This is a genomic window from Agromyces solani, from assembly GCF_058349925.1.
On the sequence record NZ_JBYRER010000002.1, the window covers coordinates 173848 to 199881 of the forward strand.

Below are 26034 nucleotides of genomic sequence, written 5' to 3' on the forward strand. Positions count from 1 at the left end.
CGACAAGGAAGTCACCGATGATCGCACGCACCACCCTCCTGTTCGGCGCGACGGCCGTCGCCGCCGCCCTCGCCCTCACCGGCTGCTCCGGCGCCGGGGGCTCCGGCGCCGAGGCGGCCGCCGGCCCGAACGTGCCAACGGGCGACGAGGTCTCGACCACGGCCGACGAGTCGCTGACGGCGCTGCTGCCCGACGACATCGTCGCGAAGGGCAAGCTCGACGTCGCCGTCGACATCCCCTACCCGCCGATGGCGATGTACGGCGAGGACAACCGCGAGATCGGCTTCGACCCCGAGCTCGCGCGCCTGATCGGCCAGAAGCTCGGCATCGACGTGTCGATCAACAAGCAGGCGTTCGACTCCGTCATCCCGTCGCTGCAGGCCGACAAGAACGACCTCATCATGAGCGGCATGAACGACACCGCCGAACGCGAGGAGACCCTGAGCTTCGTCGACTACACCTACGGCGGGTTCGCGATCGTCGTGCCCGAGGGCAACCCGAAGGGCATCGGCACGCAGCAGGACCTCTGCGGCAAGACGGTGTCGATCCAGAAGGCCACGGCCCAAGGCGAGATCCTGCGGTCGATGAACTGCGGCGGCGAGCCCGTGAACGTCACCGAGCTGCCGAGCGACCTCGACGCGCAGACCGCGCTGCGGGCCGGCAAGAGCGACGCGTACGTGGCCGACGCCCTCGTCGCCGGTTACGTCGCCGACACGGTAGAGGGCGGCGACGCCTTCGACATCGTGCAGGACCCCGAGAACCCCGCCGGCTTCAGCCCGGTGTACAGCGGCATCGGCATCCTCAAGGACGAGACCGAGCTCGTCGACGCGGTGCAGCAGGCGCTGCAGGCGCTCATCGACGAGGGCGCGTACCAGCAGGTGCTCGAGCGCAACAGCCTGGGCGACTACGGCGTCGAGGCGGCCGAGGTGAACCAGGGCGGCGAGGGATGACGACCGCGCCCGCCGCACCGGCCGCGCCCGGCCCGGCCGCCGCGCCCGAGTCGACCGACGACGACGTCCGCGCCATCCCGCTGCGTCGCCCGTGGCGCTGGATCAGCGCCGCCGTGGTGCTGTTCTTCGCCGCCGCGTTCGCGTACTCGGTGCTGACGAACCCGAACATCGACTACGCGGCGATCGGGCAGTTCCTCGTCGATCCGCGCATCATCGACGGCGTCTGGCTCACGCTCCTGATCACGTTCGTCGCGATGGTCGTCTCGACCGTGCTCGCGATCGTGATCGCAGCTATGCGGCTGTCGTCCAACCCGGTGCTCACCTCGGTCGCCTGGTTCTACGTGTGGGCGTTCCGCGGCACCCCGCTGCTCGTGCAGATCGTGCTGTGGGGCTACCTCGGCCTCCTCTACGAGAAGCTCTCGATCGGCATCCCGTTCACCGACATCGTGTTCTGGCAGGCCGACACGAACCTGCTGATCACGGCGATGGTCGCGGGCATCCTCGCCCTCACCCTGAACCAGGCGGCGTACTCGTCGGAGATCGTGCGAGCCGGCATGATCTCGGTCGACGAGGGCCAGCGCGAGGCGGCGTACTCGCTCGGCATGTCGCCGCTCTACACGTTCCGCCGGGTGCTGCTGCCGCAGGCGATGCGGGTCATCATCCCGCCGATGGGCAACGAGACGATCTCGATGCTGAAGAACACCTCGCTGCTGTCGGTCATCGCCGTGCTCGAGATCTACACGCAGGCGACGGTCATCTCGTCGCAGAACCTCAAACAGGTGGAGCTCCTCATCGTCGCGAGCATCTGGTACCTGCTCATGACGAGCATCCTGTCGATCCCGCAGTACTACCTCGAACGGCGCTACGGCCGCGGCACGAGCCGCAACCTCCCGCCGACCCCGTTCCAGCGCGTGCGCCAGGCGTTCGCCGCGCGCCGGCCCGGCCCCGAGCCCGCACCCGAGACCAAGGCGGTCAGCGCATCATGAACACCCTCACCACCACGCATCAGATCGAGGATGCCGCGGCGAACGCCCGCCCGCTCGTCGAGATCCGCCGGGTGCGCAAGAGCTTCGGCGCCCACCAGGTGCTGCGCGACGTGTCGCTCGCCGTGCCGAGCGGCACCGTGACCGTGCTGCTCGGCCCGTCGGGCTCGGGCAAGTCGACGCTGCTGCGCTGCGTCAACCACCTCGAGTCGATCGACGGCGGCCGCATCATCGTCGACGGCGAACTCATCGGCTACCGGCAGGCGGGCCACGACATCCACGAGATGACGCCGAAGCAGATCGCCCGGCAACGGCGCGAGATCGGCATGGTCTTCCAGAAGTTCAACCTCTTCCCGCACATGACCGCGCTCGAGAACATCACCGAGGCTCCGGTCGGCATCGCGGGGATGCCGCGGGCCAAGGCGCGTGCGCGGGCGGCCGAGCTGCTCGACCGGGTGGGGCTCGCCGACTTCGCGGGGCACTACCCGGCGCAGCTCTCGGGCGGCCAGCAGCAGCGCGTCGCGATCGCCCGGGCGCTCGCGATGGAGCCGAAGCTCATGCTGTTCGACGAGCCGACCTCGGCGCTCGACCCCGAGCTCGTCGGCGACGTGCTCGACGTCATGCGCGAGCTCGCGAACGACGGCATGACGATGATCGTCGTCACCCACGAGATCGGCTTCGCGAGGGGCGTCGCCGACCAGGTCGTGTTCATGGACGGCGGCGTCGTGGTCGAGGCGGGTCGACCCGAGGACGTGATCGACCGCCCGCAGCGTCAGCGCACGCGCAACTTCCTCGAGAGCGTGCGGTAGACCGACCAGACTCGGGCGACCGGCCGGTGAGGGGGAACGCGGCCGGTCGCCCGTGACCCTTCGACCCTTCCGGGCGCTGCCACCTCGGTGCTGATACGGATGCGGTGCGCCGCGGGATGGGCGAGGATCACGGGCATCACGCCGGTGTCATCGAGGCCCAGGAGGTGGTGACGATGCTGGACGCGATCGCCGAAGCCGAGCGACTGCATGGCTGGTACGCCCGCATGGCGGGCGTGAACCGCCGGATGTACTGGGCGAGCGAGGTCCTGCTCATCCTCGTCTCCGCCGCGATCCCGATCGTCGCGATCATCGCCCCTGGCGACGCCCTGGTGCCGGCCGTGCTCGGTGCGGTCGTCGTGGTGATCGCGGGCTTGCGTGGACTCTTCCGCTGGCAGGAGAACTGGATCCGCTACGTCTCGGCCCGCACGGCGCTGGGCGCGGAGATCAGGTCGTACTCGACCGAGTCGGGACGGTACCGGGCTGCAGCGAGCCGCGAGGGGCGGTTCGCCGCCCGGGTCAGCGAGATCGAGGCGTCTGAGACGGCGAACTGGGCGGCCCTCAGGTCGCCGGGTCGCGACGACGACGATTGAGCGTCGCCGGCGCTCCGGCGCTCCGGCGCTCCGGCACTCCGGCGCTCGGGCGCTCCGGCGCTCCGGCACTCCGGCGCGCGGCCCGGAACGCCTCAGCCGAGTGCGACGAGCAGGCTGAGCAGCGCGAGCACGGCGACGACGGGCGTCATCGTGAGGCGCTCGGCCCGGCTGCGCGAGATCGCGTTGAGCACGATGCCGAGCACGAAGTAGGCGAACACGATCCACATGCCGACGGTCGAGACCGTGTCGGACACGACGTCGACGAGGCCGGCACGGTCGAGGGCGAGCGCGGCGATGATCGCGTAGACGAGCACCGACACCGCGCTGCCGATACGCAGCCGCCGCGGCAGCACGCGATGCTGCCCGCCCCACGCGAATCGGCCGAGCGGCGCGCCGAAGGCGAGCGCCAGCTGGAAGACGGCCAGCAGGCCGAGGAGCACGCAGAGCACGATCGCGGCGACGGGCATGGCCCGAGCCTAGCGATCGCCGAGGCATCCCCCGATCGCCGGCACTCGGCACGACCGCCCGCGGCCGCGTCGGGCGAACCGGCGGGCCCCCGGTCTCGGCTACGCGTTCTCGAGCTCGGCGATCACGACCTTCTTCTGGCGCATCATCACCTGGACCTGCTCGGGCCGCTTCGTCAGCTCGCCCATGTTCGCCGGGATGACCTGCCAGCTGACGCCGAAGCGGTCCTTGCACCAGCCGCACTGCTCCGACTCGGGCACGTGCGAGAGCGCCGCCCAGTACCGGTCGATCTCGGCCTGGTCGGCGCACGAGACGACGAACGAGATCGACTCGTTGAACGTGAACAGCGGGCCGCCGTCGAGGCAGACGAAATCGACGCCGTTGAGCGTGAACTGCCCGTTGAGCACCTTGCCGCGCATGCCCGCGAAGTGCTCGTCGAGCGATTCGTCGGGGTACTCGTCGATGCGGGTGATGCGCGAGTCCGGGAACACGCTCACGTAGTACTCCATCGCCTCGCGCGCCTGGTCGTCGAACCACAGGCACGGCTGGATGGGTGCGAGCTCGGCCATGTCGGAACCCCCTTGTTCGGCACTTCGCTTCCGGCCGCCACGTTACGCCGGTCGCGCGCATCGCGGTACCGGGGCGGGATGCGGCGGCGAGCGCAGATCGCGCCGCTACAGGTACCGGAGGATCATCAGCCCGAACCCGAACCCGAACCCGAACCCGAACCCGAACCCGAACCCGACCGGGGCCGCTCGGCCGCCCGGCGGCGCTCGAGGCCCTCGAGCAGCAGGTCGAGCCCGAACTCGAACTCGGTCTGGTCGTCGCACCAGCCGAGCGTCGAGTCGGGGTCGTCGTGCACGACCTCGGCGAGCATCGCGGCGAGGTTCGGGGCGATCGCCGCGAGCTGGTCGAGCTCCATCGGCGCGGGCGCGCCGGTGTCGTCGCTGAGCTCCTGCACATAGCCGTACACGCGACTGCCGATCGCGTGCAGCCCGTGGTGGATGAGGTCGTGCGACATGCCGCCGGCGCGCATGATGCCGACGATCCCGTCGACGTGACGGGTGGCCGTCGGGCCGTCGGCCCCCCTCGCGTTCATGATGTTCGGGGCCCAGGGATGCCGCAGCAGTCCCCGCCTCGCGCCGAGGATGCGCGCTCGCAGGTCACCGGCCCACGTCGAGGCATCCGTCGTCGTCGGCACGGCGAAGCCGCCGACCTCGGCCTCGATCTCGGTGAACACCTGCTCGACGAGCCCGTCGAGGATCGCGTTCTTGTTGGGCAGGTGGTAGTAGATCGACATCGCCTCGACCCCGAGGTCGTCGGCGAGGGCCCGCATGGTCAGCGACTCGATGCCGTCGCGGTCGGCGCGATCGAGGGCCGTCTGCAGCACGCGGTCGCGGCTGAGCGGGGTTCGCGCGGTGGTGCCGGCCATGGTTTCACCGTACAACGTCAGGTGACCGGGTCGAGGGTCTGGACGCGCGGGTTCGAGCGGAGTATCTTACGGCGTAAGACTTACAACGTAAGGGGGCTGAAGATGTCCATTCCACCGATGCCGGGGGAGTCCACCGCAGAAACCGCCGTCCCGGTCGGAGGTGCCGCCGACGCGACCATGCGGGCCGCGTACCTCGATCGCTTCGGTCCGCCCGAGGTCGTGCGCGAGGTGCGGCTGCCGAAACCCGAACCCGGCCCGGGCGAGCTGCTCGTGCGGGTTCGCGCCAGTACCGTGAGCGTCGCCGACGAGCGACTGCGCCGCCGGCGGCTGCCGCGCGGGTTCAGCCTCATGGTGGCGCCGACCGTCGGCCTGTTCCGGCCCAGGCTGCATGTGCTCGGCATGGAGGCCGCGGGCGTCGTCGAGGCCGTCGGGCGGGAGGTCACCCGCTTCGCGCCGGGCGACGAGGTCATCGTCATGCGCGGCTCGCGCATGGGCTGCCACGCCGAGTACGTCACGATCGCGGCCGACGGCGAGGTCGCCCGGAAGCCCGCGAACCTCACGTTCGAGGAGGCGGCGGCGATCGTGTTCGGCGGGCACACCGCCGTGCGCTACCTCGACCGGGTCTCGATCGGACCCGGCTCCGAGGTGCTCGTCAACGGCGCGTCGGGCGCGGTCGGCTCCGCAGTGGTGCAACTCGCCGCCGCGCGCGGCGCTCGGGTGACGGCGGTCACGAGCGGGCGGAACACCGAGCTCGTGCGTTCGCTCGGTGCCGATCGCGTCGTCGACCACACGCGCGAGGACTTCGCGGCGCCGGGCGAGCCGGCCCGCTACGACGTGATCGTCGAGTGCGTCGGCAACGCCCCGTTCACGCGGGTCGCCCACCTGTTGCGACCGGGCGGCGCGTTGCTGCTCGTGATCCTCGACCTGCGCGGGCTGCTCTCGGCGAAGCGGCAGTCGCGCCGCAGCGGTCTCGTCGTCGACCACGAGGGCGGACGCATGGGCGCCGAGGGCATGGAGCGGCTCGCGGCGCTCGCCGAGTCCGGCGCGCTGCGCCCGGTCGTCGACCGGACCTACGCCCTCGACGAGGTCGTCGAGGCGCATCGCTACGTCGACGGCGGGCACAAGCGCGGCAGTGTCGTGCTGCGGGTGGCGTGAGGCGCATCGATCAAATTGCAACCCATGGGTTGCTTCTCGATCCGCAGTATGCAACTATTAGGTTGCAGGTGATCGACCGATCGCCGAGACATCCACTGCAGCATCCGCTGGGAAGGAGCGCGATCATGGTGAGCATGACCGAAAACGGAGCATCGATCATCGAGGAAGACGCCTTCACGGTGCGGCGCACGATCCGCATCGCAGCACCCGTCGAGAAGGTGTGGCGCGCCGTCACCGAACCCGAGCACATCTCGCGGTGGTTCGGGCAGACGGAGCTCGACGGCGCCGGTGCCGGCGCCACCGGCACGATGACCTTCGAGGGATACGGCACGATCCCGATCCGCGTCGAGGCGATCGACGCCCCGCGCTCGGTCTCGTACCGGTGGTCGAACGACGACGCGGTGCGCCGCGCGGGCGAGACGATCGACGAGGCGACCACGACCGTCTTCACGTTCACGCTCGACGAGGTCGACGACGGCACCGAGCTCACGGTCGTCGAGACCGGGTTCGACCGCACGAGCAACCCGGCCGCGAACATGGCCGACCACGCCGAGGGCTGGGTCTCGGAGCTCGACAAGCTCGTCGCCCTGCTCGAGGGCGACGCATGAGCACGGTGACGCTGGTTCCCGTGTTCGCGGCGCTCGGCGACGAGACGCGCTGGAGCATCCTCGCGGCGCTCGGCGAGGGGGACGCCTCGGCGTCGACCCTCGCCGGGCGCCTGCCCGTATCGCGGCAGGCGATCGCGAAGCACCTCGCCGTGCTGCAGGAGGTCGGCCTCGTCGAGCCCGTGCGGGTCGGCCGCGAGGTGCGCTACCGCGTGCTCGGCGCCGAGCTCAGCGCGACCGCCGCGCGGCTCGACGCCGTCGGCCGCGAGTGGGAGCGCCGCCTGGCCGCCATCAAGGAGATCGCGGAGGGGTTGTAGGCGCCGTTCACCGCGTCTTCACAGATACCCCCGGGGTATTGTTTCCCGGGTGGGTCGCGAGCGTTCGCCCGACCTTCACCCGAACCCCTGGAGGAATCCCATGTGCCGTGCCGTGACGTGTCGCAAGTGCGGAAAGACGACCTGGGCCGGCTGCGGCCAGCACGTCGACCAGGTGATGCGGGGCGTGCCTCGCGGCGAGCGCTGCGCCGGCCACGAGAACGAGCCCTCGACGGGGTTCTTCGCGCGCCTCTTCGGCCGCTGAGCGGCGGGGCTGAGCGGCGCACCACGTTCGCCGAGTGCGGCGCGCTCAGCCGAGCAGCCGATGGGGTGTCCATCGCACGCGCGCCGGACCGGGGTTGCCCGTGTCCAGCCGCTCGAGTTCGTCGATCAGGGCGCCGCTCGAGGCATCCCGCCTGATGGCCGCGCCCAGGCGGTCGGCGGCGGACCGGTAGCGCTCGTCGCCGACCACCTCGGCGATGGCGGCCGCGATGCGCGGCGGGCTCGCCCGGCGCGGCACCACGACGCCGGCGCCCCGCTCCGTGATCCGTACGGCGTTGTCGACCTGGTCGCGCCCGTGATGGAGGATCACGAGCGGGCGGCCGGCGGCGAGCGCCTTCATGACCGTGCCGTGCCCGCCGTGCGTCACGACGACGGCCGCGCGCCGCATGGCCTCGGCGTGCGGGGCGGATGCCTCGACGGCGACGTTCCCGGCGGGCCGGAGCGCGCCGGGCTCGATCGCGGGACCGGTCGTGACGAGTCCGCGCACCGGCAGCGTGGCGAGTGCGTCGACGATGCGCTGCAGGCACCCGGCCTGGTCCTGGAACGTCGAGGACATCGCGACGAGCACGAGCGGGTCGTCGCCGGGCGGCGGCGTCCACGCGGGTTCGGCCGCCCAGCCGGGGTCGTCCAGGACGGGGCCGACGTAGCGCACGTTCTCGCCGAACGCGCCGGCGAAGTCGAAGTCGGCCGACGTCAGCACCAGTTCGCGTCGCGCCCGGTGCAACTGGTCCCACGTGGTGCCGATCGGGGCGAGCCCGTGCGCCGCGCGCACCTCGTCGAGGGTCGCGAGCGTGTAGTGGTCGAGCAGCCCCGTCGTGGCGGCGTTCGCGAGGCGATCGCGCAGCGCGCCGAGCGGTCCGCGCATCGGCTTCAGGCCGGCTCCGCCGGGCGGGCGCCCGGCAGCCGGGGCGATGTAGATGTTCGGCATCAGCACGTCGAACGGCACCCCGCGCGATTCGGCGCCGATCATCGCGCCGATCGTGAAGAACGTCGTGACCACGAGGTCGGGGCGCACGGCGTCGATCGCCGCGACGGTGTCGGCGGCGTGACCCGCGGCGGGCCCGGCGAGGTAGTGCTCGGCCATGCCGCGCGCGAGCGCGAGCGGACTGCGGATCGCCCAGTCGCGGTACGCGTCGCGGGGGCCCGACGACCAGCGGAGCACCGTCGCGCCGGTACGACGCGCGGCCTCGAGCATGCTCGCATCGACGAGCGCCGTCACCCGGTGTCCGCGTTCGACGAGCCGGCGCACGACGCCGAGCTCGACCGGCACCGTGCCGCCCCCGTCGGCGAGGGCGAAGAGGTACGTGTGCCGGCCGGCGGCCGGCCGCTCGGCGCTCATGGCGCGAGCGTACGATCGCGGTCGCGGCGAGGCATCCGGGCTGGCTCTGAACCGGCGCCACGCGAAACGGCGGCTCCCCGCGAAGGGGAACCGCCGTCGCGGTCACCGGTTCGGCCGGTCGCCGGCGACTACCCGCCGAACACGCCGACCTCCCAGATCGAGTAGCCGTAGTCGGTGTTGCGCTCCGTGCACAGCACGCGCACGTACCTCGCGCTCGTCGGTGCGAACGAGGCGGTGTCGAGCCCGCCGTCGCCCGATGTCGTCGACCACACCGTGCGCCAGCTCTCGCGATCGTCCGAGAGCTGCACCTCGTACCTCTTCGCCGCCGAGCGCTCCCAGTTCACGGTGACCCGGCTGATCGGCTGCGACTCGCCGAGGTCGATGCGCAGCCACTGCGGGTCGACGCCCCAGTTGCCGCTCGCCCAGCGGGTGTTCGTCTTGCCGTCGACGGCCCGGCCCGGCGCGTAGCTCGTGAACGGGTTCCACTCGCTCGAGCTCGCGTACGCGGCCTTTCCGGTCGCCAGGTTCTGCGTGCTCTCGTGGTCGAGGGTCGCCTGCCAGGTCTGCAGGTACGACTCGGCGCCCGACATGAGGTCGTCGACGAGGGCCTGCCCGCCGCCTGCGAGCCGCAGCTGCTCGATGTAGTCGGGGGCGAGGCCCGAGTGGGCGAACCCGTCGGTGTTGATGTCGAACGTGCGCTCGCCGCTGACCTGCCGGTCGACGGTCGTGCGCCCGTCGGCCGCGGTGAACGGGTACGCGACGGCGACCGGTGCCGTGCCGCCCGCCGGGTGGCTGCCGACGCCGTTGAAGTCGAGGCCGAACCCGTAGCCCTTGCCGTACTCCTCGCGGAGCGCGGCGCTCGCGCGCCACTCGCCGAGGAAGCCCTCGGCCGCGTGCGGGTAACCCGTCTTGAAGCCGCCGAGCCGGTAGAGGCGCTCGGTCCAGGTGTCGTCCATCCAGCTGTGGCTCGACAGCACGCCCGGGTAGTCCTCGGCCTCGAGGATGTCGAGGGCGCGGCCCGCCGCCTTCACGCTCATGTGGTCGAGCTCGATCATCATGTTGCGCGACATCGCCGCTCGCAGGGCGTACTCGCCGAGGGACGTGAGCCCGCGGGTGTTGCACTGCGCGCCCGACGGGTACGTCGGCGGGTCGGCGTCGGGCAGCCCCTCGGGGACCTCGGCGTTGCCGATGGGATTGTCGTGGGCCGGCCCGGTGCACGCCTCGGTCTGCCAGTAGGTGCCGGTCGAGTAGAACTGCCCGACGTTGATGATCGTGCCCTGCGTGCCGCTGTCGAAGCGCACGCCGCAGAGCGCGTTGTCGAACTTGTGGCAGAGGAACATGCTGCTGACGCCGAGTGCCTTGAACTCGTCGAGCCCGCGATCGATGTCGGCCTTCGAGCACTGCGCCACGTCGAGGATCATCTTGCAGCCGAACGGCTCGCTCATCTCGACGCCGAGCACGACGGCGAGGCGGCCGCTCTCGATGACCTCGCGGGCCTCGTCGGGTGTCGTGACGATGCGGAAGAAGCCCTTGCCGGGTCCGCCGTAGATGCCGTCGATGTAGGCCTCCATCTCGCGCGCCTTCTGCGCTTCGAGGCGGATCGCGCCCATCTCGTCGCACGAGCGGTCCTTCGGCATGATCGGCAGCGAGCAGATCACGCCGTTCGTGACGAGGTCGTTGACGAGCACGCGCTGCCCGGACCGCCACGAGCGCTCGATCCAGGCGTAGTACGAGGCCTGGTGGCTCATCGAGGTGGTCTTCGGCCAGTCTGCGAAGGTCGGCCAGCCGACCGGGTCGTGGTGCCCGTCGGGGTCGCTCGTGAGGTTCTCGAAGATGGCCGCGCTGCCGTCGGGGTAGTGCTCGGGGCAGTCCTTCAGGGCGTCGGCGACGCCGCTCGGCGAGAACGGCGCGCCGCAGATCATGCGACCCCCGAAGCCCTCGTTCGAGTTGAGGTGCGTGTGCGAATCGATGAATCCCCGCACCTCGCCGCCGGGTGCGCCGGTGGTGGGCGCGCCCTCGACGTTGAGCTCGACGTCGACGGCCGGGCGGTTCGGGGCGTCCCACCAGTCCTCGGCGGCGGACGCCGGGGCGACGGGGAGGGAGATGAGCAGAGCGCCGATCGCGGCGATGCCGAGGATGGAGCGGATGGAGCGTCGTCGCCGACGGTCGGCGAGCGGTGTTGCGGCGGAACTCGATTGAACGTGGTGCGCCATATGAGCCTCCTTGCTCGATGGCTCGCAGCGTATTGTGGGTCGTTCGTCCCAGTCAAGCGTCCCAGAGCAATCGACGCGGGAATCGACCGGCAGGGGCTCCGGATCGCTGGGGGGAGCTCGTCAGGCGGTGGCGTACGCCCCGAGCAGCACGTCGATCGTCGCCTCGGCGGCGTCCTGCCAGGCGACGCCGTCGAGCAGGTCGTCGGTCGCGAGCGCGGCGACGCCGTGCACCGCGGCGAACACGACGAGCGCCTGTCGTTCGGCGTCGCCCTCGCGGATCTCGCCGCGCGCCTGCGCCTCGCCGACGAGCGCGACGACGGCGGCCATGCTCGCCCGGCTCAGTTCGATGAGCCCGGGGGAGGCGTCGGGGTGGTGCTTCGCCTTGTACATGAGGTCGAGGATCGCCGGGTGCTCGACCGCGAAGCCGATGTAGGCGAGGCCGGCCGCGCGCAGGCGGCCGTCGAAGCTCGGCTCGGTCGCGACGGCCGCCGCGAGCGATCGGTTCATCTGCTCGAAGCCCGCGACCGCGATCGCGTCGAGCAGGGCGGTGCGGTCGGCGAAATGACGGGCGGATGCCCCGTGGCTGACACCGACGTCGCGCGCGAGCTGCCGCAGCGACAGGGCGTCGAGGCCGTCGGCGTCGATCGTCTCCCAGGCACGGGTGAGGAGCGCCTGCCGCAGGTTGCCGTGGTGGTACGCGCGTTCGGTCACCCGAGCACCCTATCGCAAAGTAGGCATTGACAACAATGCTGGCACTGTCTACATTTGCGAGCATGACCATCGACTTCACCTCCACCACCGCCCTCGTCACGGGCGCCAGTTCGGGGCTCGGCACCGAGTTCGCGCTGCAGTTCGCTCGACGCGGCGCCGACGTCGTGCTCGTAGCCCGTCGTGAAGACCGGCTGCGCGAGCTCGCCGAGCGCATCGAGCGGGAGCACGGCGTGCGCGCCACCCCGATCGCGCTCGACCTCGCCAGGCCCGGCGCCGCGGCGGCCCTGCGCGCCGAACTCGACGCACGAGGCATCCGTATCGCCACGCTCGTCAACAACGCCGGCTTCGGCATGCGGGGCGCGTTCGCCGAGGCCGACGCGGCGCGCATCGACGAGCTCGTGCAGCTCAACGTCGCCGCGCTCGTGTCGATCACGCGCGAGTTCCTCCCCGACCTCGTGGCCGCCGGGCGCGGCGCACTCGTGAACCTCGCGAGCACCGCGGCCTACCAGCCCTGCCCGAACATGGCGGTCTACGGCGCCTCGAAGGCGTTCGTGCTGAGCTTCACCGAGTCGATCGCCTACGAGACGCGCGGGTCGGGCCTGCGCGTGCTCACGCTCAGCCCGGGCGCGACGCGCACCGAGTTCTTCGACGTCGTCGGCACTGAGGACGCGTCGGTCGGCAGCTTCCGCACGACCGAGCAGGTCGTCTCCCTCGCGCTCGACCGCCTCGACCGTCGCCGCACGCCCCCGAGCGTCGTCTCGGGGCGGGTCAACGCGATCACGAGCAAGCTCGTCGGGTTCATGCCGCGTCGGCTCGCGCTGACCGCGAGCGGCCGCGTGCTGTCGGACGCGTCGTGACGGGGGTCGCGTTCCTCACCTCACGCGCGCGGCGCGGAACGGCCGACGCGGGCGCCGTTATCGACTCGAGACCGCCCCGAACGGGAACGGGAACCACAGCGACCCGCCGTGGTCGAGCACCTGCTGCAGCGGCAGCATCCAGAACCAGACCTGGCTGACGAGCGCGGAGCCGAGCGCGATCGCGATGATCACGGTGCCCGTGCGGTCGAGCGTGCGCAGCGCGGCCGCGGAGTCGGCGCGCCTGGCCGCGGACCCGAGACCGATGAGGAAGGCGACGGCCATCGCTGCGACGACCGTCCAGCTCGGGCCGAGCGTGTAGGTCTGGCACTGGTCGATCGAGACGTCGCCCGTCTGGGTCGGGCAGGCGGAGCGGCTCGCGTTCGTGACCACGGCGTACGCGATCGCGGCGAACGCGCCGCCGAGCAGCAGCCCTCGAACCCTGAGCAGGAGGTTCGCCCAGGCCGGCGGCTCGGTGCGCTCCCGCGGTAAGGCGGACGGGGCGTGCACCGGGGCGGTCGCGTCGGTCATCTTCGCTCCGTTCGGTCGTCGTGCCCATGCTGGCAGTGCACGTATCGTGCGGGCAAGGGCCACGGTGCCGAGACCTCCTGAGCCCGAGACCGGGCGTGGCGTGATCGTCGAACCGTCGCAGCTGGTGGGTCGCGGCGCGCGAATGTCGCCGTTCGCGACCGCTCGAGGGGGCAGCGGGATGACGGGGGCGCGCCCTACGCTCGAGAGATGACGACCGATCGCGACATCGCCCGCTGGAGGCTGCGATCGCAGTCGCTCACCGCGCCGCTCGACGGGGCCGAAGAGGTCGTGCGGTCGCTCCTCGCGGTTCAGGCCGAGAACCCGTCGCAGTCGGCGTGGGCGGTCGCGGCGCGTACGACGACGCCGGCCCAGCAGGACCTCGCCGACGCCCTCGCGAGCGGGCGGGTGATCCGCACCCACGTGCTGCGGCCGACCTGGCACTACGTGCACGCCGACGACGCGCGCTGGCTCCTCGAGCTCACGGCGCCCCGAGTGCTTCCGGTGTTCGACCAGCAGTTGAAGCCGGTCGCCGACCGCATGACGGCGATCGCCGACACGATCGAGCGGGTCCTCGGCGAGGCATCCGACCGCACCCGCGCCGAGCTCGGTGCCGCGCTCGCCGAACGCGGCACCGAGCTGACCGGCCAGCAGCTCATGCTGCTCGTGGGCAAGCTCGAGATGCTCGGGCTCGTGTGCAGCGGTGCCCCGCGCGACGGCGAGCACACCTACGCCCTCATGAGCGAGCGGGTGCCGGCCTCGGCGCCGCTCGACCGCGACGAGGCGCTCGCGAGGCTCGCCCTCGCCTACTGCATCGGGCACGGCCCCGCGACCGAGCGCGACCTCGCGTACTGGGCGACCCTCACCGTGACCGACGCGCGCCGCGGCATCGCCGCCGTCGCCGACCGGCTCGAGTCCTTCGAGCACGACGGCCGCATGTTCTGGCACGCGCCGGGCGAAGCCGCCGGTGCCGCGCAGCGGCCCGAGCCCGCCGGCCACCTGCTCCAGGTGCTCGACGAGATGTACCGCGGCTACCAGGACTCGCGCTGGGTGCTCGACGGCGAGGGCGTCGTGCCGCGCGAGCGCGAGACGGCGATCGGCATGGCGCTCGTCGACGGCCAGCTCGTCGCCGCGATGAAGCGCACCGTCACCGCGAAGGCGGTCACCTTCGCACTGCGCCCGCACCGCGCGCTCTCGGCCGGTGAACGACGGGCGATCGAGGATGCCGCGACGCGCTATGCGCGGTATCTCGGACTCGAGCCGCGCGTCGACATCGACGATGCGCAGTGACCCGGCGCGCGGGCACCGGATCACTGGGCGTCGTCGTCACGCGGGCCAGTTGCTGCGCGCCCAGCTCACGAGCGAGTTGAGCGCCCCGCCGCCGGCACCGACGTTGGTGTCCTCGATCGTCCACCAGAGGAAGGTGGTCTTCGAACCGCCGCTGTGCGTCGCGATGGCGTAGGGCGCACCGCTCCAGAAGCCGAACACGGGCCCGCCGGAGTTGCCCGGCGTCGCATCGGCCTCGTATTCGACCTCCTCGGCCGAGCCGCTGCCGTCGTCGTCGAGCACCGGCCACCACATCTGGCGCGACGGACGGTTGCCGCCGGCGACGGCGCCCGGGTACCCGGCGAGGGTCCAGTAGTTGCCGCCCTCCCATGCGCTGTCGTAGTTCTTCGACCCGAAGTAGCCGTGGGTCACGCCGAGCGGCGTGTAGAGCCGCAGCACCGCCATGTCCCAGGCCGAGACGCTGTCGTCGGTGTCGTATCCGTAGTAGTCCGACACGTACGAGCTGACGCCGCGGCCCAGGGTCGAGACGCCGTCGTAGTACGCGGGGATGAACTGCATCGCCCAGTTGCGCGACCCCCACGGGCACATGTGCCCGGCGGTGAGCACGGTCCGGTCGCCGATCAGCACGCCCGACCCCGACCACGCCGGGTAGGGCGAGCCCCAGTCGTCCCACACGAGGACCTTGCCGACGCACGTCCACGGGTATCCGCCCGGGTAGTAGACCTGTCGGTTGTCGGCCCCGAAGACGCCGTAGTGCGGCTCGATGAGCTGGCCGCCGACGCGACGCAGCACGGTCGTGCGCGGCGCCGTGACCTTGGCGTGCGGCTCGAAGTCGATCCACGACGGGCGCGACGGCTCGAGCTCGAACGCGGAGCCCTCGTCGCGGGCGGCCGCCTTGCCGACCTCGTCGAGCGAGAGCCGGCCCGACGTGCGCCCGGGCATGACGAGCCCCGAGCCCTCGGGCAGGCGCAGCTGCCATCGATCCGAGCCGTAGCGCACGGGTTCGGCCGCCTTGAGGTCGAACTTCTCGCGCGTCGTGATCGTGAGCGTGCGTCCGTCGACCTGCCTCGCGAGGTCTTCGGGCATGCGCTCCCTGCTGCGCTCGTTGTCGAGTCGCAGGAATTCCTCCGGCCCGCTGGGCGGCTCGGATCCGCCGGTCCGGGCCGGCGTCGTCTCATCCATGGTGATCACCCTCCATGGCCCGGGGACCTTCTCCGGGCCGAGGCGGAGAAACGGTTCCGGCGTGCGTTGCTCGGGGTGCCATCCGGTACGACGAGCCGTCGCCGTGCGACCGCCCTTCCGTCGTCGGAAGGCTCCTCCGAATGGCGCGTCGCGACATCAGGGCGGACCCGTGGGCGTGCTCCGTGCCGGCCCTGACCGGCTCTGACCCTCCCGGGTCGCCGTTGCGCGAGCCGCGTCAGGCGTCGACCCACGACGGGTCGGCGAACAGCTGCTCGAGCTCGCCGACGAGGCGGGCCGTGTGGAACCCGTCGGCCGACGCGTGGTGGATCTGCACCGCGACGGGCAGCAGGGTGCGCCCGTCGCGCTCGACGTATCGGCCGAGCGTGAAGATCGGCGCGAAGTGGTTCGAGCCGCCGTCGATCTGCAGCGCGAACCCGGTGAAGCTCGTCCACGGGATGCTCGACACATCGAACCCGTCGACGGGAAGTCCGCCCTGCGGGAACATCTCGGTCGCGGTCGAGGCGGTCGCGAGCACCTCGACCGCCGCCTCGTGGAAGCGGCCGAATTCGGCGTCATACGGCACCGAGACGGCGGCGAACGTCTCACGCTCGGGGTTGAACACCGTGAACGCCGGGTGCACGACCGGCCAGGTCGCGGGCGCGCCGTCGTCGGTGAGCGTCATACGGAACTCGGGATGCCGGTTGACGACGTTCGCGATCGCCCAGATCTGCGCCGGATACGTCTTGCGCGACGAGGCGCGCAACGCGGCGACGAACGCGGTGACGTCGAGCTCGACCGTCATCGCGTAGGTGCACGGAACGCGGTGGCGGTAGTGCTCGAAGGTCTGGCGGCGCGGCCAGGAGTCGAGGTCGATCGGCACGGGCGTCGGGGTCGGTGTCGAGGCGGGCACGGGTTCGATCCTCGCATCCGCGCGATGATAGGCGGTCCGCCTCGCGAGGGGAACCCGCTGGGCAGGGTCCGATCCGAGGCGTAGCGTCGCACGAGAGGGGAGACCCATGGCCGATGTACTGATCTTCGCGCCCGCCCCGTTGCTCACCGTGACGATCGAGAGCGACGATGCGGGCGAGGCCGACCTCCATATCCACGCCGGTGGCCAGGGCGTCTGGCAGGCGCGCATGCTGCGCACCCTCGGTCGCAGCGTCGCCATGGTCGCCTCGTTCGCGGGAGAGGCCGGCGCGATCGCCCGCGACCTGCTCATCGCCGACGGCGTCGAGCTGCACGCGGTCATGCGCGAGGGCAGGGGCACGGCGTACGTGCACGACCGGCGCGAGGGCGAGCGGTCGGTCGTCGCCGAGTTGCCGGGCGACCCGATCTCCCGGCACGACCTCGACGAGCTCTACACGCTCGTGCTGCGCGAGGGCATGACCGCCGAGGTGGTGCTGCTCAGCGGACCGGCCGACGACGAGGTGCTGCCCGACGACGTCTACCGCCGGCTCGCCGCCGATCTGCGGGCGGCCGGGCGCACGGTCGTAGTAGATCTCGCCGGCGACCGCCTCGCGGCCGCGCTCGACGGCGGAGTCCGGCTGGTGAAGGTCAGCGAGACCGAACTGCGTGACGAGGGTCTGGTCTCGGGCAGTGCGGCCGACGAGCTCATCGACGCCGCGCGGAGGATCCGCGACGCCGGGTCGGACGCGGTCGTGATCACGCGGGCGGGCGACGCGACCCTCGTGCTCGACGGCGACGAGGCGTTCACCATCACGGGACCGAAGCTCGAGGAGCTCGACGTGCGCGGCGCGGGCGACTCATTCGTCGCGGCGCTCGTCTCGGCGATGATCGACGGCGACCCGGTGCCCGAGGCCGCCCGGCTCGCCGCGGCGGCGGGCGCGCTGAACGTCGCCCGCCATGGGCTCGGCACGGGCGACGCCGAAGCCATCCGCCGGTTGCGCGACCGCATGACCGTGCATCCGATCGACGACGACGCGACCTTGGTCACGCTCGACGACCTCGCCGCACGCACGGAGGTCGACGAGCCATGACGGCCGTGCTCGTGACGAACGACGACGGCATCGACTCGCCGGGGCTTCACGCGCTCGCCGCCGCGGCGGTCGCCGAGGGGCTCGATGTGTTCGTCGCCGGTCCGGCCGCCGAGTCGAGCGGCTCGAGTGCCGCCATCCTGGGCGCCGATCGCGAGGGTCGCATCCGCATGGAGCGGCGTCAGGTCGACGGCCTCGACGTACCGTGCTGGGCGGTGCAGGCGGCGCCCGCCCTGATCGCACTCATCGCCGCCCACGGGGCGTTCGGCACCGTGCCCGACGTGGTGCTCTCGGGGGTCAATCGCGGCGCGAACATCGGGCACGCGATCCTGCACTCGGGCACCGTGGGCGCGGCGCTCACGGGCGGATCGAACGGCGCGCGCGGGCTCGCGGTCTCGCTCGACGTGGGCCTGCACCCCGACACGCATGAATGGGATGCCGCGGCCCGCGTCGCTCGCGCGGTGCTGCGCACCGTCGTCGACGCCGCCCCGGGCACCGTGCTGAACCTGAACGTCCCGAACGTGGCGACCGCTGGAGAGCTCACCCCGCGGAGCGCCACGCTCGCCAGGTTCGGCATCGTGCAGACGACGGCGGCCGAGGCCGGCGAGGGCGGTGTTCGCCTCACCGTCGCCGACCTGGCGCACGTCGACGACCCGCGCTCCGATGCCGCCCTGCTCGCGGCGGGGCATGCGACCCTGACCGCACTGCGGGCGCTCGGCGAGACGGCGCTGCCCGACCGTCGCGGGACGTGAGCGGTGAGGGCGTCGGCCCGTCTCAGGGCGAGCGCCGCCGGAACACGTCGAACAGCACCTTGAGGGTCAAGAGCCCCGAGACGATCACGAGCAGGTAGCCGAACAGCTGGTAGAGGGTGAAGTCGGGCGCGACTTCGGGGCCGCCCTCGCTGACGAGCAGCATCGAGGCCATGATGCCGAACACGCCCGCGAGGAACGCGACGGCGACGAGGTTCACGAGATCGCGCACGAGCGAGCGGTCGCGACGGTCGGCGAACAGGCGCACGTTGAACGAGAGGCGGCCGTCGGCGAGGGCCGCGCCGATGCGGTCGGCGCGCCGCGGCATCCGGCGCAGCATCGGCAGCAGGCCCCCGATCTCGTCGATGGCGGTCGAGAAGAGCGCCGACGGGCGCATCGCTTCGGCGACCCGGGTCTGCGCGAGGCCCTCCGCCTCGGTGAGCAGGTTGAACCCGGGGTTCACGAGGCGGAGCGTCCCCTCCACCGTGCCGACGGCGCGGAACGCGGCGGCGAGATCGCCGGGCACCGCGATGCGGTTCTCGGCGAGGAGGCGCACCATCTCGGTCACGACGGTCGCATCGACCGTACCGCCCGGGCCGAGCCTGCGTGACATGAACGCACCGATCTGCCGGCGCAACGCGACCTCGTCGAGGTCGTCGGGCAGCTCGACGAGCCCGAGCAGCGCGTCGCCGAAGCTGCGGGCGTCGCCGCGGTAGAACGCGAGCAGCACCTCGCCGATCTGGCGGCGGAGCTCGGAGTCGAGCCGCCCGATCGAGCCGAAGTCGAGCAGCACGATGTCGCCCGAGTCGACGATCACGATGTTGCCGGGGTGCAGGTCGGCGTGGAATACGCCGTCGTCGATGATCTGGGTCATCGTCGACGAGAAGAGGCGGTCGGCCAGGTCGGCGCGCTCGTCGTCCGAGCGACCCTGCAGGGTGGCCGGGTCGCTGAGTGTGCGACCCTCCACGAGGTCCATCACGAGCACCCGCTCGCCGCTGAGCTCGGCGTGGTGGCGGGGCACGCTCACGCGCTCACGCGCCGGGTGGGTGGCGAGCGTGGCGCGCATCGCCGCCATGTTCGCCGCCTCGATGCGGTAGTCGAGCTCTTCGCGGAGGTTCGCGGCGAAGGCCTCGGCGAGTCCGCGTACGCCGAGCGACCGGCACCACTCGGTCGACCGGTCGAGCTGGTCGGCCAGGCGCAGCACGATGTCGAGGTCGCGATCGACGAGCGGCACGATGCCCGGCCGCTGCACCTTCACGGCGACCGCCTCGCCCGACGCGAGCGTCGCCCGGTGCACCTGCCCGATGGATGCCGCGGCGAGCGGCGTCTCGTTGAAGGCACTGAACACCTCGCCCATCGGCCGTGGGAGCTCGGACTCGAGCAGGGCCCGCACGTCGGCCCAGTCGGCGGGAGGCACCCGTTGCTGCAGCCGGCTGAGCTCGGCGACGAACTCGGGCGGCAGCACGTCGCTGCGTGTGGAGAGCACCTGGCCCAGCTTCACGAAGGCGCCGCCGGCGTCTTCGAGCGCCGCCCGGAGGGCGATCGCCTGCCGGGTGCGCTCGGCGTGGCCGGCGGCCGTCGGTTCGGTGTTCGGCCGGAAGGGCACGAGTCCGTGGCGCACGGCGATCCGCGAGATCTCGGTGTACCGGCGAGTGCGTGCGGCACTGCGGCGCAACGACGGCAGCCATTGGTCGGGACGCTGGATGGTGCCGGGCGGCACGATGATCTCGGCGATGACGAGGAAGGCGACCGCCGCGAACATGACGATGCCGAGCTGCACGGGGAGGAGCGCGGCGCTGTAGTCCTGCTTGCCCCAGACGACCTGCGACTCGAACCCGACCTCGGCGGCGAGGCCGACGAAGCCCGCGATCACGATGCGCACGATGCCCACGCGGACACCGAGCACCCGCCGGACGAACGCCGTCAGTACGGCGAGGAAGAGCAGGGTGAGCGCGATCATGAGCGCCACGTTGAGCAGCACGTCGCCGCCGTTCATCCCGACCCCCGTCCGCGGCCAGGCGGCCGCTGACCCTCACGCTAGCCACCATGACGAGAGAGCGGCGCTGCACACGTCGCGGAGCTCATTCCACCATCGAAAGTTGTACGCGCAGCGCGGTCTTCGCCCGTTGGTACCGCCCGCGTACCGTCGACGCCGGCACCCCGAGCACCTGACCGATCTGTACCAGCGTGAGGCCCTCCCAGTGGGCGAGCGTGATGACCTCGGCGAGGTCGGGCTCGAGACGTTCGACGAGGTCGCGCATCGCGATCGCCTCGGCATGGTCGTGCCGTGCGGTCTCGGCGACGACGTCGCGCAGCGCGTCGGCGACGCGGTGCCGCCTGAGCTCGCCGCGCGCGGCGTTGCGCAGCACGTTGCGGGCGACGCCGAACAGCCACATGCGGGCAGACTCGGCGTCGCGCGGCAGATCGTCGATGCGTCGCCACGCGACCGTCAGGGTGTCGGCCAGCAGGTCGGCCGCATCGCCTCCGACGCGGCGCTCGAAATACGCGAGCAGATCGGTCGAATTATCCGCGACGATCGTGGCGAACCGACGCTGGGCAGCGCTCTGCCGCTTCACTCGGCGACCCCGGTGCACTGCTCCTGGCTCTGCCAGCCGAGCCCCGCCGACGGAATGCCGAGCTCGTCGAGGTGCTGCTCGACCGCGACGTGGACACCGTCCTTGACCGCGAGCTGGTACTCGATGTCGGCGTCGTACGCATCGGTGCCGTACCCGAACGGCGTCAGCGTGCCAGCTGCGTTCTCGACGAAATTCTCATCGGTCGCACGCGACTCGGCGATGATCGCCTCGAGGTCGACGCCGGCGAGCGCATCACCCGCTCGGAAGAACTCGCGCGTCGCGTCGGCCGCCCGCTCGTCGACCGCGACATCGGCCGGCCGGTTCGGGTCGGGGCTGGACACGACCTCGCCGAGTCGCAACTCGCACGAGCCGCCGCCCGGCAGGTCGTAGGTCACGATCGCGTCTGGCTGCTCGGCCCACTCGGCCCACTCGGGGGCGTTGTTCCAGAACACCGACCAGTCGACGTTCGCAGCGGCGAACGCGGCGCTCGCGCCGCCCAGCACCAGCAGCGGGGCGATCACGGATGCCACGAGGGGCACCCGCCCGCGACGTGCGGGCCGTTCGGCGTCGACGACCGCCGAGGCCATCGTCGCGAGCTCGTCGCGCACCTCGGCGTTCGTCGGGGTGACCGGGCGGGCGGCGCGGGTCAGCACGGCGGCGAGCTCGGGATCGAGATCGCGCAGGTCGTCGTCGGTCGTCGGTCCCATGATGCTGCTCCCTCGTGTCGGTGCGGTGCCTTCAACAAGGACCTGTCCACGAGACGTCGGAACGTCCACACGAGTATGACGTGCCGGCACGGCCGGGCAATGTCGTCGCGCAATGACGTCGGGGCGGGCAACGACCGAACCGAGGTGCTCAGACCCCCTCGGTAGACTCGTCGCCGGCTCGAGGCATCCGTCTCGCCAGGTCGCCGCAGTGCACGAAACGCAACCCACCCCCGAAAACCGAGGACCCACGTGAGCCTGATCCGCCTGAACGACGTGAGCATCGAGTTCGACGGACGGCCCGTGCTGAAGGAGGCGTTCCTCAAGCTCAAGCAGGGCGACCGCGTCGGGCTCATCGGCAAGAACGGCACGGGCAAGTCGAGCCTGCTCGAGGTCGTGCTCGGCCGGCGCGAACCGTCGGGCGGCTCCCGCGACGTCACCCTCGGCACGACGATCGGGTACTTCTCGCAATTCTCCGAGCTCGACGGCGAGCAGTCGATCGCGCAGACGCTGAGCGCCCACTTCGCCGACGTGCACGAGACGCAGGCCCGCCTCGACGAGATCGGGCTCGCGCTCGCCGAGCCCATGGCCGACGACGAGATGACGCGCCTGCTCACCGAGCAGGGCGAGCTGTTCGAGCGCATGGATCACATCGGCGGCTGGACCTACGAGACCACGATCGACACCGTGCTCACCCGGCTCGGCTTCGACGACGAGCGCCGGCAGCTGCCCGTCGACCGGCTCTCGGGCGGATGGCGCAACCGGGCCGCGCTCGCGCAGATCCTCGTGCAGGCGCCCGACGTGCTGCTGCTCGACGAGCCCACGAACTTCCTCGACCTCGACGGCGTGAAGTGGGTCGAGAACTGGCTGCAGTCGTTCGCGGGCGCCGTGCTCGTCGTGTCGCACGACCGGCAGTTCCTCGACGGGGTCGTCGACCGCATCATCGAGATCGAGAACTACCGCCTGCAGGAGTACGAGGGCGACTACTCGGCGTACGTGCACGCGAAGCAGTCGCGGCTCAAGATGCTCGAGAAGCAGTTCGCCCATGAAGAGGAGCTGCTGGCCTACGAGCAGGCCGCCGCGACCGCCCGTCGCGAGGCGGCCCGCAACCCCTCGAACGCAGTCGCGCGCCGGCTCGCCGACATCAAGAAGCGGCAGGCGCCGCGCCCGATCGACCAGATCATCACGTCGATCTACGACGGGCTCAAGGTCTCGAACGACCTGCTCACCGTGACGGGGCTCACGAAGGGCTTCGGCGGGGCGCCGCTGTTCGAGGGCGTCTCGTTCGACCTGCAGCGCGGCGACCGGGTGGCGGTCATCGGTTCGAACGGGTCGGGCAAATCGACCCTCCTCGACGTGCTGACCGGGGATGCCGCGGCCGACTCCGGCTCGGTGCGCTGGGCGAAGGGCGCGAGGTTCGTGTCGTACAACCGCGTCTACGCCGAGCTCGACCTGACCGACACCGTCGGCCACGCCGTGAACGCCTACCCCGACTCGCTCGCGTTCACCGCGACGAAGAAGAGCGTCGGCAGGTTCCTCGCGATGCTGCAGTTCTCGGAGGCCGACCTGCAGCAGAAGATCGGCAACCTCTCGGGCGGTCAGAAGGCGCGCGTGGCGATCGCGCAGTGCCTGCTCTCGGGTGCTGCGGTGATCGTGCTCGACGAGCCGACGAACCACCTCGACATCACCTCGACCCAAGTGATGGAGCGGGCGCTCACGCACTTCCCGGGCGCCGTCGTCGTCGTGTCGCACGACCGGTTCTTCGTCGACAAGCTCGCCGACCGGCTGCTCGTGTTCGAGGGCGACGGGCGCGTCGTCGAGCGGGCGGCGACCGGGGCGCTGTAACGGTCGGTCCGTCGAACGGCGCGTCGTGGAGGCGCGCTTGGCAGTCGCCGCGCCGCACCGAGTGATTCCGCCCGCGGGTGGCAAGCCCTGAGATGGGTGTGGTCGTGTGGTCATGTGGTCGCATCGGGTGTGGTCGTGTGGTCATGTGGTCGCATCGGGTGTGGTCGTGTGGTCATGTGGTCGCCGTCTCAGGACCGCACCCACCGCTGCGGTCCCACCCTCGGTCGCGGTCGCACGGTCGAACCTCGGCGGTGCGGGGCGAAGGCATCGCGCGGCGAGTGCACTCACTCGGGCCGGTTCCCCGCCGCGCCGTTGATCGTGAACCGGGTCGTCACCCGCTCGTAGATGAGGTGGGCGATGAGCCCGTCGACCGCGTGCGGCAGGTTGTGGCAGTGGTCGCTCCAGATGCCGGGGTTGTCGGCGACGAACGCGATGTCGTACCGCTCGCCGGGGTGGACGTCGAGCGAGTCGACGACCCAGGGGCTGCCCGACGCGGCGACGCCGTCGCGCGACAGCACGACCACGTGGTGCCCGTGCAGGTGCATGGGATGCACGTCGCCCGAGTCGTTGCGCAGGTGCATCACCACGACGTCGCCCTCGGCGACCTCGAACATCGGAACGTCGGGGAACATGCGCCCGTTGATCGTCCAGAAGTTGCCCGGGCGCCCGTCGATGATGCCGAAGCGACGGGCGATCGTGTAGTCGAACGACCGGTCGGGGTGCGCCGGGTCGAAGGCGAGCGGTGCCGGCTCGCCGTAGGCGAGCAGGTCGAGCGTCGCCGTCGGCTGCGGCACGGGCGGGGCGGATGCCTCGGGCGCCCTGGTATCGCCGATGAGCAGGCTGCGCGCGCCGCCGGTGTGCAGTCGCACGAGCCCGCCGTCGGGCGGCGCCCGAACGGTGAGGTCGGCTCGTCCGCCCGCGGGGATGAGCACGCGCTGCCCGGCCACCTCGGCTGGGGCGTTCACCTCGTGGCCGTCGGTCGCGACGACGCGGAACGGCGCGTCCGACCAGACGGAGGCAGTGCCCTGGTCGGTGTTGATCACGCGCACGCGCACCGTCGAACCTGGCGCCGCGTCGACGCGCTCGTCGCGGGCGGCGCCGTTGAGCGTGTGCTGCCCGCCGTAGACGTGCAGCAGCGCGACGACGTCGCGCGCGAGGCCCGTCGCAGCCGGTGCCGGGGCGGCGGCCGGTTCGACCACGATCGCGCCGAGCAGCCCGCCGACGACCTGCTCGTGCGACAGCTGGTGCGAGTGGTACCAGTACGTGCCGGCGTCGGCGGCCTCGAAGCGGTAGACGAAGCGGCCCCCGACCGGCACGGCGTCCTGCGTGATGCCCGCGACCCCGTCGGCCGCGTTCGGCACGTCGATGCCGTGCCAGTGCAGCGTCGCGCCGCCGTCGACCGACTCGTTGACGAAGACGACCTCGACGAGGTCGCCCTGCCGGGCGCGGAGCTCGGGCCCGGGCGACGTGCCGTTCACGGTGTAGCCGTCGACCGGCCGGCCGCCGGGGATCTCGACCGTGCCGCGCCGGGCGACGAGTTCGACGCGCACGTCGGGCTCGCGATCCCGGTCGGCGGCGAGCGAGGTCACGTCGACGGTTCCGGCCGCGCTCGCCGAGGCATCCATGGCCCCGGTGCTGCCGTGGCCGGCGTGCCCGCCGGCGCCCGCACCCGCCCCGCCGCCCATGTCCATCACCGAGTACTCGCCGAGCAGCGTGGAACTCCACGCGAGGGCGCCGGCGCCGAGCGCGGTCGCGACCGCGACGCCGACGACGCCGCACCGCAGGAGGTCACGCCGAGACGGCATCGTTCGTCGCCTCCTCCGCGTCGGGCGTCGATGCGGAGTCGTCGGCGTCGGGCCGGGCGGCGGTGCCGCGAGCCGCGCGCACCCGGAGTGCGGCGATGACGGCGGCGGCGACGATCGCGAGCGCGTTCGCACCGTGGATGAGGCCCAGGTACGGCACGTCCGTGATCGAGAACCCGAGCGTCACCTGCAGTGCCACGAGCGCCAGCGCGACCGCCGCCCACAGCTTCGCCCCGCGGGCGCGCACGAAGAACGAGACGATCAGCAGCGCGACGGCGAGGAGTGGCAGCACGACCCCGCCGACGATCCCGTGGATCCAGAAGCCGAGCTCGCCCGAGCCGCCGGCGCCGCCGCTCTCGAGGAGCGCCTTGTCGACGACGTCGCCGTTCGACACCCGGTTGAGCACGCCGCCGAAGGCGAACGCGATGGCGGCGGCCTGCACGACCACGCCGCCCGCGATGATCCAAGCCAGCGTCGAGTAGACCTTGCGCATGATGTCGCTCCCTGTTCGTGCGGCGCCCCTTCGCGGCATCCGCTCGTCTCCGAGCGTCGCGAGCGCGCCCTCGCGCCGGTACCCGGCGGGCCGGATGCCTCGTGGCGGCGTTCCGTCCATCGCATCGGGGCCCGCCGCCATCGGAGGGGTGGGGCTGGCCCCCTCCCGAAGC

Annotated in this window: 27 protein-coding genes; 13 read left to right on the top strand and 14 right to left on the bottom strand. The window is 71.7% G+C overall.

Translation table 11 applies throughout. The features are described 5' to 3' along the window. Positions 1-17: 17 nt before the first annotated feature. The 4 genes from AC3RJ7_RS08550 (at position 18) to AC3RJ7_RS08565 (ending at position 3332) form a co-directional block, all read left to right on the top strand. The gene (locus AC3RJ7_RS08550; RefSeq protein WP_491455408.1) at positions 18-950 is read left to right on the top strand and encodes an ABC transporter substrate-binding protein; all 933 of its coding nucleotides are present in this window, start codon (positions 18-20) and stop codon (positions 948-950) included. Then, positions 947-1936: an amino acid ABC transporter permease gene (locus tag AC3RJ7_RS08555; RefSeq protein ID WP_491455409.1), complete on the top strand. Its 990-nt coding sequence runs from the start codon at positions 947-949 to the stop codon at positions 1934-1936. The genes AC3RJ7_RS08550 and AC3RJ7_RS08555 overlap by 4 nt, the downstream gene beginning before the upstream one ends. Further along, a complete protein-coding gene (locus AC3RJ7_RS08560; protein WP_491455410.1) occupies positions 1933-2742 on the top strand; it encodes an amino acid ABC transporter ATP-binding protein in 810 nt (269 codons plus the stop codon). The genes AC3RJ7_RS08555 and AC3RJ7_RS08560 overlap by 4 nt, the downstream gene beginning before the upstream one ends. Positions 2743-2915: 173 nt before the next feature. Beyond that, a complete protein-coding gene (locus AC3RJ7_RS08565) occupies positions 2916-3332 on the top strand; it encodes a DUF4231 domain-containing protein (RefSeq protein ID WP_491455411.1) in 417 nt (138 codons plus the stop codon). 92 nt (positions 3333-3424) lie between these two features. Here the strand turns inward: AC3RJ7_RS08565 and AC3RJ7_RS08570 are convergent, their stop codons facing one another. The 3 genes from AC3RJ7_RS08570 to AC3RJ7_RS08580 form a co-directional block, all read right to left on the bottom strand. After that, on the bottom strand, positions 3425-3799 hold the full coding sequence (locus AC3RJ7_RS08570) for a hypothetical protein (protein ID WP_491455412.1): 375 nt from the start codon (positions 3797-3799) through the stop codon (positions 3425-3427). 99 nt (positions 3800-3898) lie between these two features. Beyond that, positions 3899-4366 carry a VOC family protein gene (locus tag AC3RJ7_RS08575; protein WP_491455413.1) on the bottom strand — a complete coding sequence of 156 codons (468 nt, stop codon included), beginning with the start codon at positions 4364-4366 and terminating at the stop codon, positions 3899-3901. 125 nt (positions 4367-4491) lie between these two features. Next, positions 4492-5229 (bottom strand): TetR/AcrR family transcriptional regulator, encoded by a 738-nt coding sequence (locus tag AC3RJ7_RS08580; protein WP_491455414.1) that lies wholly within the window; start codon positions 5227-5229, stop codon positions 4492-4494. 102 nt (positions 5230-5331) lie between these two features. Between AC3RJ7_RS08580 and AC3RJ7_RS08585 the strand changes: the two genes are divergently transcribed. The 4 genes from AC3RJ7_RS08585 (at position 5332) to AC3RJ7_RS08600 (ending at position 7568) form a co-directional block, all read left to right on the top strand. Further along, positions 5332-6384 (top strand): NAD(P)-dependent alcohol dehydrogenase, encoded by a 1053-nt coding sequence (locus AC3RJ7_RS08585; RefSeq protein WP_491455415.1) that lies wholly within the window; start codon positions 5332-5334, stop codon positions 6382-6384. Positions 6385-6518: 134 nt separating this feature from the next. After that, a complete protein-coding gene (locus AC3RJ7_RS08590; RefSeq protein ID WP_491455416.1) occupies positions 6519-6992 on the top strand; it encodes an SRPBCC family protein in 474 nt (157 codons plus the stop codon). Then, positions 6989-7306: an ArsR/SmtB family transcription factor gene (locus tag AC3RJ7_RS08595; RefSeq protein ID WP_491455417.1), complete on the top strand. Its 318-nt coding sequence runs from the start codon at positions 6989-6991 to the stop codon at positions 7304-7306. Before AC3RJ7_RS08590 ends, AC3RJ7_RS08595 begins: the two co-directional genes overlap by 4 nt. 100 nt (positions 7307-7406) lie before the next feature. Next, complete coding sequence (locus AC3RJ7_RS08600; RefSeq protein WP_491455418.1) at positions 7407-7568, top strand: DUF8730 family Cys-rich protein; 162 nt, start codon at positions 7407-7409, stop codon at positions 7566-7568. 45 nt (positions 7569-7613) lie between these two features. Here the strand turns inward: AC3RJ7_RS08600 and AC3RJ7_RS08605 are convergent, their stop codons facing one another. The 3 genes from AC3RJ7_RS08605 to AC3RJ7_RS08615 form a co-directional block, all read right to left on the bottom strand. Further along, positions 7614-8924 carry a glycosyltransferase gene (locus AC3RJ7_RS08605; protein ID WP_491455419.1) on the bottom strand — a complete coding sequence of 437 codons (1311 nt, stop codon included), beginning with the start codon at positions 8922-8924 and terminating at the stop codon, positions 7614-7616. Positions 8925-9052: 128 nt separating this feature from the next. Next, positions 9053-11137 carry a galactose-binding domain-containing protein gene (locus AC3RJ7_RS08610; protein WP_491455420.1) on the bottom strand — a complete coding sequence of 695 codons (2085 nt, stop codon included), beginning with the start codon at positions 11135-11137 and terminating at the stop codon, positions 9053-9055. Positions 11138-11257: 120 nt separating this feature from the next. After that, on the bottom strand, positions 11258-11848 hold the full coding sequence (locus AC3RJ7_RS08615) for a TetR/AcrR family transcriptional regulator (RefSeq protein WP_491455421.1): 591 nt from the start codon (positions 11846-11848) through the stop codon (positions 11258-11260). 62 nt (positions 11849-11910) lie between these two features. On the opposite strand from AC3RJ7_RS08615, the gene AC3RJ7_RS08620 reads away from it, so the two are divergent. Then, positions 11911-12705, top strand: a complete 795-nt coding sequence (locus AC3RJ7_RS08620; RefSeq protein ID WP_491455422.1) for an SDR family NAD(P)-dependent oxidoreductase — start codon at positions 11911-11913, stop codon at positions 12703-12705. Between the two features lie 57 nt (positions 12706-12762). Here the strand turns inward: AC3RJ7_RS08620 and AC3RJ7_RS08625 are convergent, their stop codons facing one another. Further along, positions 12763-13233, bottom strand: a complete 471-nt coding sequence (locus AC3RJ7_RS08625) for a hypothetical protein (RefSeq protein WP_491455423.1) — start codon at positions 13231-13233, stop codon at positions 12763-12765. Between the two features lie 207 nt (positions 13234-13440). On the opposite strand from AC3RJ7_RS08625, the gene AC3RJ7_RS08630 reads away from it, so the two are divergent. Beyond that, complete coding sequence (locus tag AC3RJ7_RS08630) at positions 13441-14520, top strand: winged helix DNA-binding domain-containing protein (RefSeq protein WP_491455424.1); 1080 nt, start codon at positions 13441-13443, stop codon at positions 14518-14520. 36 nt (positions 14521-14556) lie between these two features. On the opposite strand, the gene AC3RJ7_RS08635 is transcribed toward AC3RJ7_RS08630, so the two are convergent. Then, positions 14557-15699, bottom strand: a complete 1143-nt coding sequence (locus tag AC3RJ7_RS08635) for a trypsin-like serine peptidase (RefSeq protein ID WP_491455425.1) — start codon at positions 15697-15699, stop codon at positions 14557-14559. Between the two features lie 235 nt (positions 15700-15934). Continuing rightward, positions 15935-16609, bottom strand: a complete 675-nt coding sequence (locus AC3RJ7_RS08640; protein WP_491455426.1) for a CatA-like O-acetyltransferase — start codon at positions 16607-16609, stop codon at positions 15935-15937. A 106-nt stretch (positions 16610-16715) separates the two neighbouring features. On the opposite strand from AC3RJ7_RS08640, the gene AC3RJ7_RS08645 reads away from it, so the two are divergent. Both AC3RJ7_RS08645 and AC3RJ7_RS08650 read left to right on the top strand, forming a co-directional pair. Beyond that, positions 16716-17696 carry a PfkB family carbohydrate kinase gene (locus AC3RJ7_RS08645; RefSeq protein ID WP_491455427.1) on the top strand — a complete coding sequence of 327 codons (981 nt, stop codon included), beginning with the start codon at positions 16716-16718 and terminating at the stop codon, positions 17694-17696. Next, entirely contained in the window at positions 17693-18445 is a 753-nt protein-coding gene (locus tag AC3RJ7_RS08650; RefSeq protein ID WP_491455428.1) for a 5'/3'-nucleotidase SurE, read from the top strand. Before AC3RJ7_RS08645 ends, AC3RJ7_RS08650 begins: the two co-directional genes overlap by 4 nt. 22 nt (positions 18446-18467) lie before the next feature. On the opposite strand, the gene AC3RJ7_RS08655 is transcribed toward AC3RJ7_RS08650, so the two are convergent. The 3 genes from AC3RJ7_RS08655 to AC3RJ7_RS08665 all read right to left on the bottom strand — a co-directional run bounded on the left by AC3RJ7_RS08655 (position 18468) and on the right by AC3RJ7_RS08665 (position 21725). Next, on the bottom strand, positions 18468-20438 hold the full coding sequence (locus tag AC3RJ7_RS08655) for an ABC1 kinase family protein (RefSeq protein WP_491455429.1): 1971 nt from the start codon (positions 20436-20438) through the stop codon (positions 18468-18470). Positions 20439-20523: 85 nt separating this feature from the next. Further along, positions 20524-21018: an RNA polymerase sigma factor gene (locus tag AC3RJ7_RS08660; protein WP_491455430.1), complete on the bottom strand. Its 495-nt coding sequence runs from the start codon at positions 21016-21018 to the stop codon at positions 20524-20526. After that, on the bottom strand, positions 21015-21725 hold the full coding sequence (locus AC3RJ7_RS08665; protein ID WP_491455431.1) for a hypothetical protein: 711 nt from the start codon (positions 21723-21725) through the stop codon (positions 21015-21017). Before AC3RJ7_RS08665 ends, AC3RJ7_RS08660 begins: the two co-directional genes overlap by 4 nt. Before the next feature lie 249 nt (positions 21726-21974). Between AC3RJ7_RS08665 and AC3RJ7_RS08670 the strand changes: the two genes are divergently transcribed. Next, positions 21975-23567, top strand: coding sequence for an ABC-F family ATP-binding cassette domain-containing protein (locus AC3RJ7_RS08670; RefSeq protein WP_491455432.1), 1593 nt, complete (start codon positions 21975-21977; stop codon positions 23565-23567). 284 nt (positions 23568-23851) lie between these two features. Here the strand turns inward: AC3RJ7_RS08670 and AC3RJ7_RS08675 are convergent, their stop codons facing one another. Next, positions 23852-25372 carry a multicopper oxidase family protein gene (locus AC3RJ7_RS08675; protein ID WP_491455433.1) on the bottom strand — a complete coding sequence of 507 codons (1521 nt, stop codon included), beginning with the start codon at positions 25370-25372 and terminating at the stop codon, positions 23852-23854. Next, positions 25356-25862, bottom strand: coding sequence for a hypothetical protein (locus tag AC3RJ7_RS08680; RefSeq protein WP_491455434.1), 507 nt, complete (start codon positions 25860-25862; stop codon positions 25356-25358). Before AC3RJ7_RS08680 ends, AC3RJ7_RS08675 begins: the two co-directional genes overlap by 17 nt. Between the last annotated feature and the right edge of the window lie 172 nt (positions 25863-26034).

Bases quoted from the DNA above. Each gene is read 5' to 3' on its own strand.
- AC3RJ7_RS08550 (WP_491455408.1), top strand. From the start codon at position 18: ATGATCGCACGCACCACCCTCCTGTTCGGCGCGACGGCCGTCGCCGCC.
- AC3RJ7_RS08555 (WP_491455409.1), top strand. From the start codon at position 947: ATGACGACCGCGCCCGCCGCACCGGCCGCGCCCGGCCCGGCCGCCGCG.
- AC3RJ7_RS08560 (WP_491455410.1), top strand. From the start codon at position 1,933: ATGAACACCCTCACCACCACGCATCAGATCGAGGATGCCGCGGCGAAC.
- AC3RJ7_RS08565 (WP_491455411.1), top strand. From the start codon at position 2,916: ATGCTGGACGCGATCGCCGAAGCCGAGCGACTGCATGGCTGGTACGCC.
- AC3RJ7_RS08570 (WP_491455412.1), bottom strand. From the start codon at position 3,799: ATGCCCGTCGCCGCGATCGTGCTCTGCGTGCTCCTCGGCCTGCTGGCC.
- AC3RJ7_RS08575 (WP_491455413.1), bottom strand. From the start codon at position 4,366: ATGGCCGAGCTCGCACCCATCCAGCCGTGCCTGTGGTTCGACGACCAG.
- AC3RJ7_RS08580 (WP_491455414.1), bottom strand. From the start codon at position 5,229: ATGGCCGGCACCACCGCGCGAACCCCGCTCAGCCGCGACCGCGTGCTG.
- AC3RJ7_RS08585 (WP_491455415.1), top strand. From the start codon at position 5,332: ATGTCCATTCCACCGATGCCGGGGGAGTCCACCGCAGAAACCGCCGTC.
- AC3RJ7_RS08590 (WP_491455416.1), top strand. From the start codon at position 6,519: ATGACCGAAAACGGAGCATCGATCATCGAGGAAGACGCCTTCACGGTG.
- AC3RJ7_RS08595 (WP_491455417.1), top strand. From the start codon at position 6,989: ATGAGCACGGTGACGCTGGTTCCCGTGTTCGCGGCGCTCGGCGACGAG.
- AC3RJ7_RS08600 (WP_491455418.1), top strand. From the start codon at position 7,407: ATGTGCCGTGCCGTGACGTGTCGCAAGTGCGGAAAGACGACCTGGGCC.
- AC3RJ7_RS08605 (WP_491455419.1), bottom strand. From the start codon at position 8,924: ATGAGCGCCGAGCGGCCGGCCGCCGGCCGGCACACGTACCTCTTCGCC.
- AC3RJ7_RS08610 (WP_491455420.1), bottom strand. From the start codon at position 11,137: ATGGCGCACCACGTTCAATCGAGTTCCGCCGCAACACCGCTCGCCGAC.
- AC3RJ7_RS08620 (WP_491455422.1), top strand. From the start codon at position 11,911: ATGACCATCGACTTCACCTCCACCACCGCCCTCGTCACGGGCGCCAGT.
- AC3RJ7_RS08625 (WP_491455423.1), bottom strand. From the start codon at position 13,233: ATGACCGACGCGACCGCCCCGGTGCACGCCCCGTCCGCCTTACCGCGG.
- AC3RJ7_RS08630 (WP_491455424.1), top strand. From the start codon at position 13,441: ATGACGACCGATCGCGACATCGCCCGCTGGAGGCTGCGATCGCAGTCG.
- AC3RJ7_RS08635 (WP_491455425.1), bottom strand. From the start codon at position 15,699: ATGGATGAGACGACGCCGGCCCGGACCGGCGGATCCGAGCCGCCCAGC.
- AC3RJ7_RS08645 (WP_491455427.1), top strand. From the start codon at position 16,716: ATGGCCGATGTACTGATCTTCGCGCCCGCCCCGTTGCTCACCGTGACG.
- AC3RJ7_RS08650 (WP_491455428.1), top strand. From the start codon at position 17,693: ATGACGGCCGTGCTCGTGACGAACGACGACGGCATCGACTCGCCGGGG.
- AC3RJ7_RS08655 (WP_491455429.1), bottom strand. From the start codon at position 20,438: ATGAACGGCGGCGACGTGCTGCTCAACGTGGCGCTCATGATCGCGCTC.
- AC3RJ7_RS08665 (WP_491455431.1), bottom strand. From the start codon at position 21,725: ATGGGACCGACGACCGACGACGACCTGCGCGATCTCGATCCCGAGCTC.
- AC3RJ7_RS08675 (WP_491455433.1), bottom strand. From the start codon at position 25,372: ATGCCGTCTCGGCGTGACCTCCTGCGGTGCGGCGTCGTCGGCGTCGCG.
- AC3RJ7_RS08680 (WP_491455434.1), bottom strand. From the start codon at position 25,862: ATGCGCAAGGTCTACTCGACGCTGGCTTGGATCATCGCGGGCGGCGTG.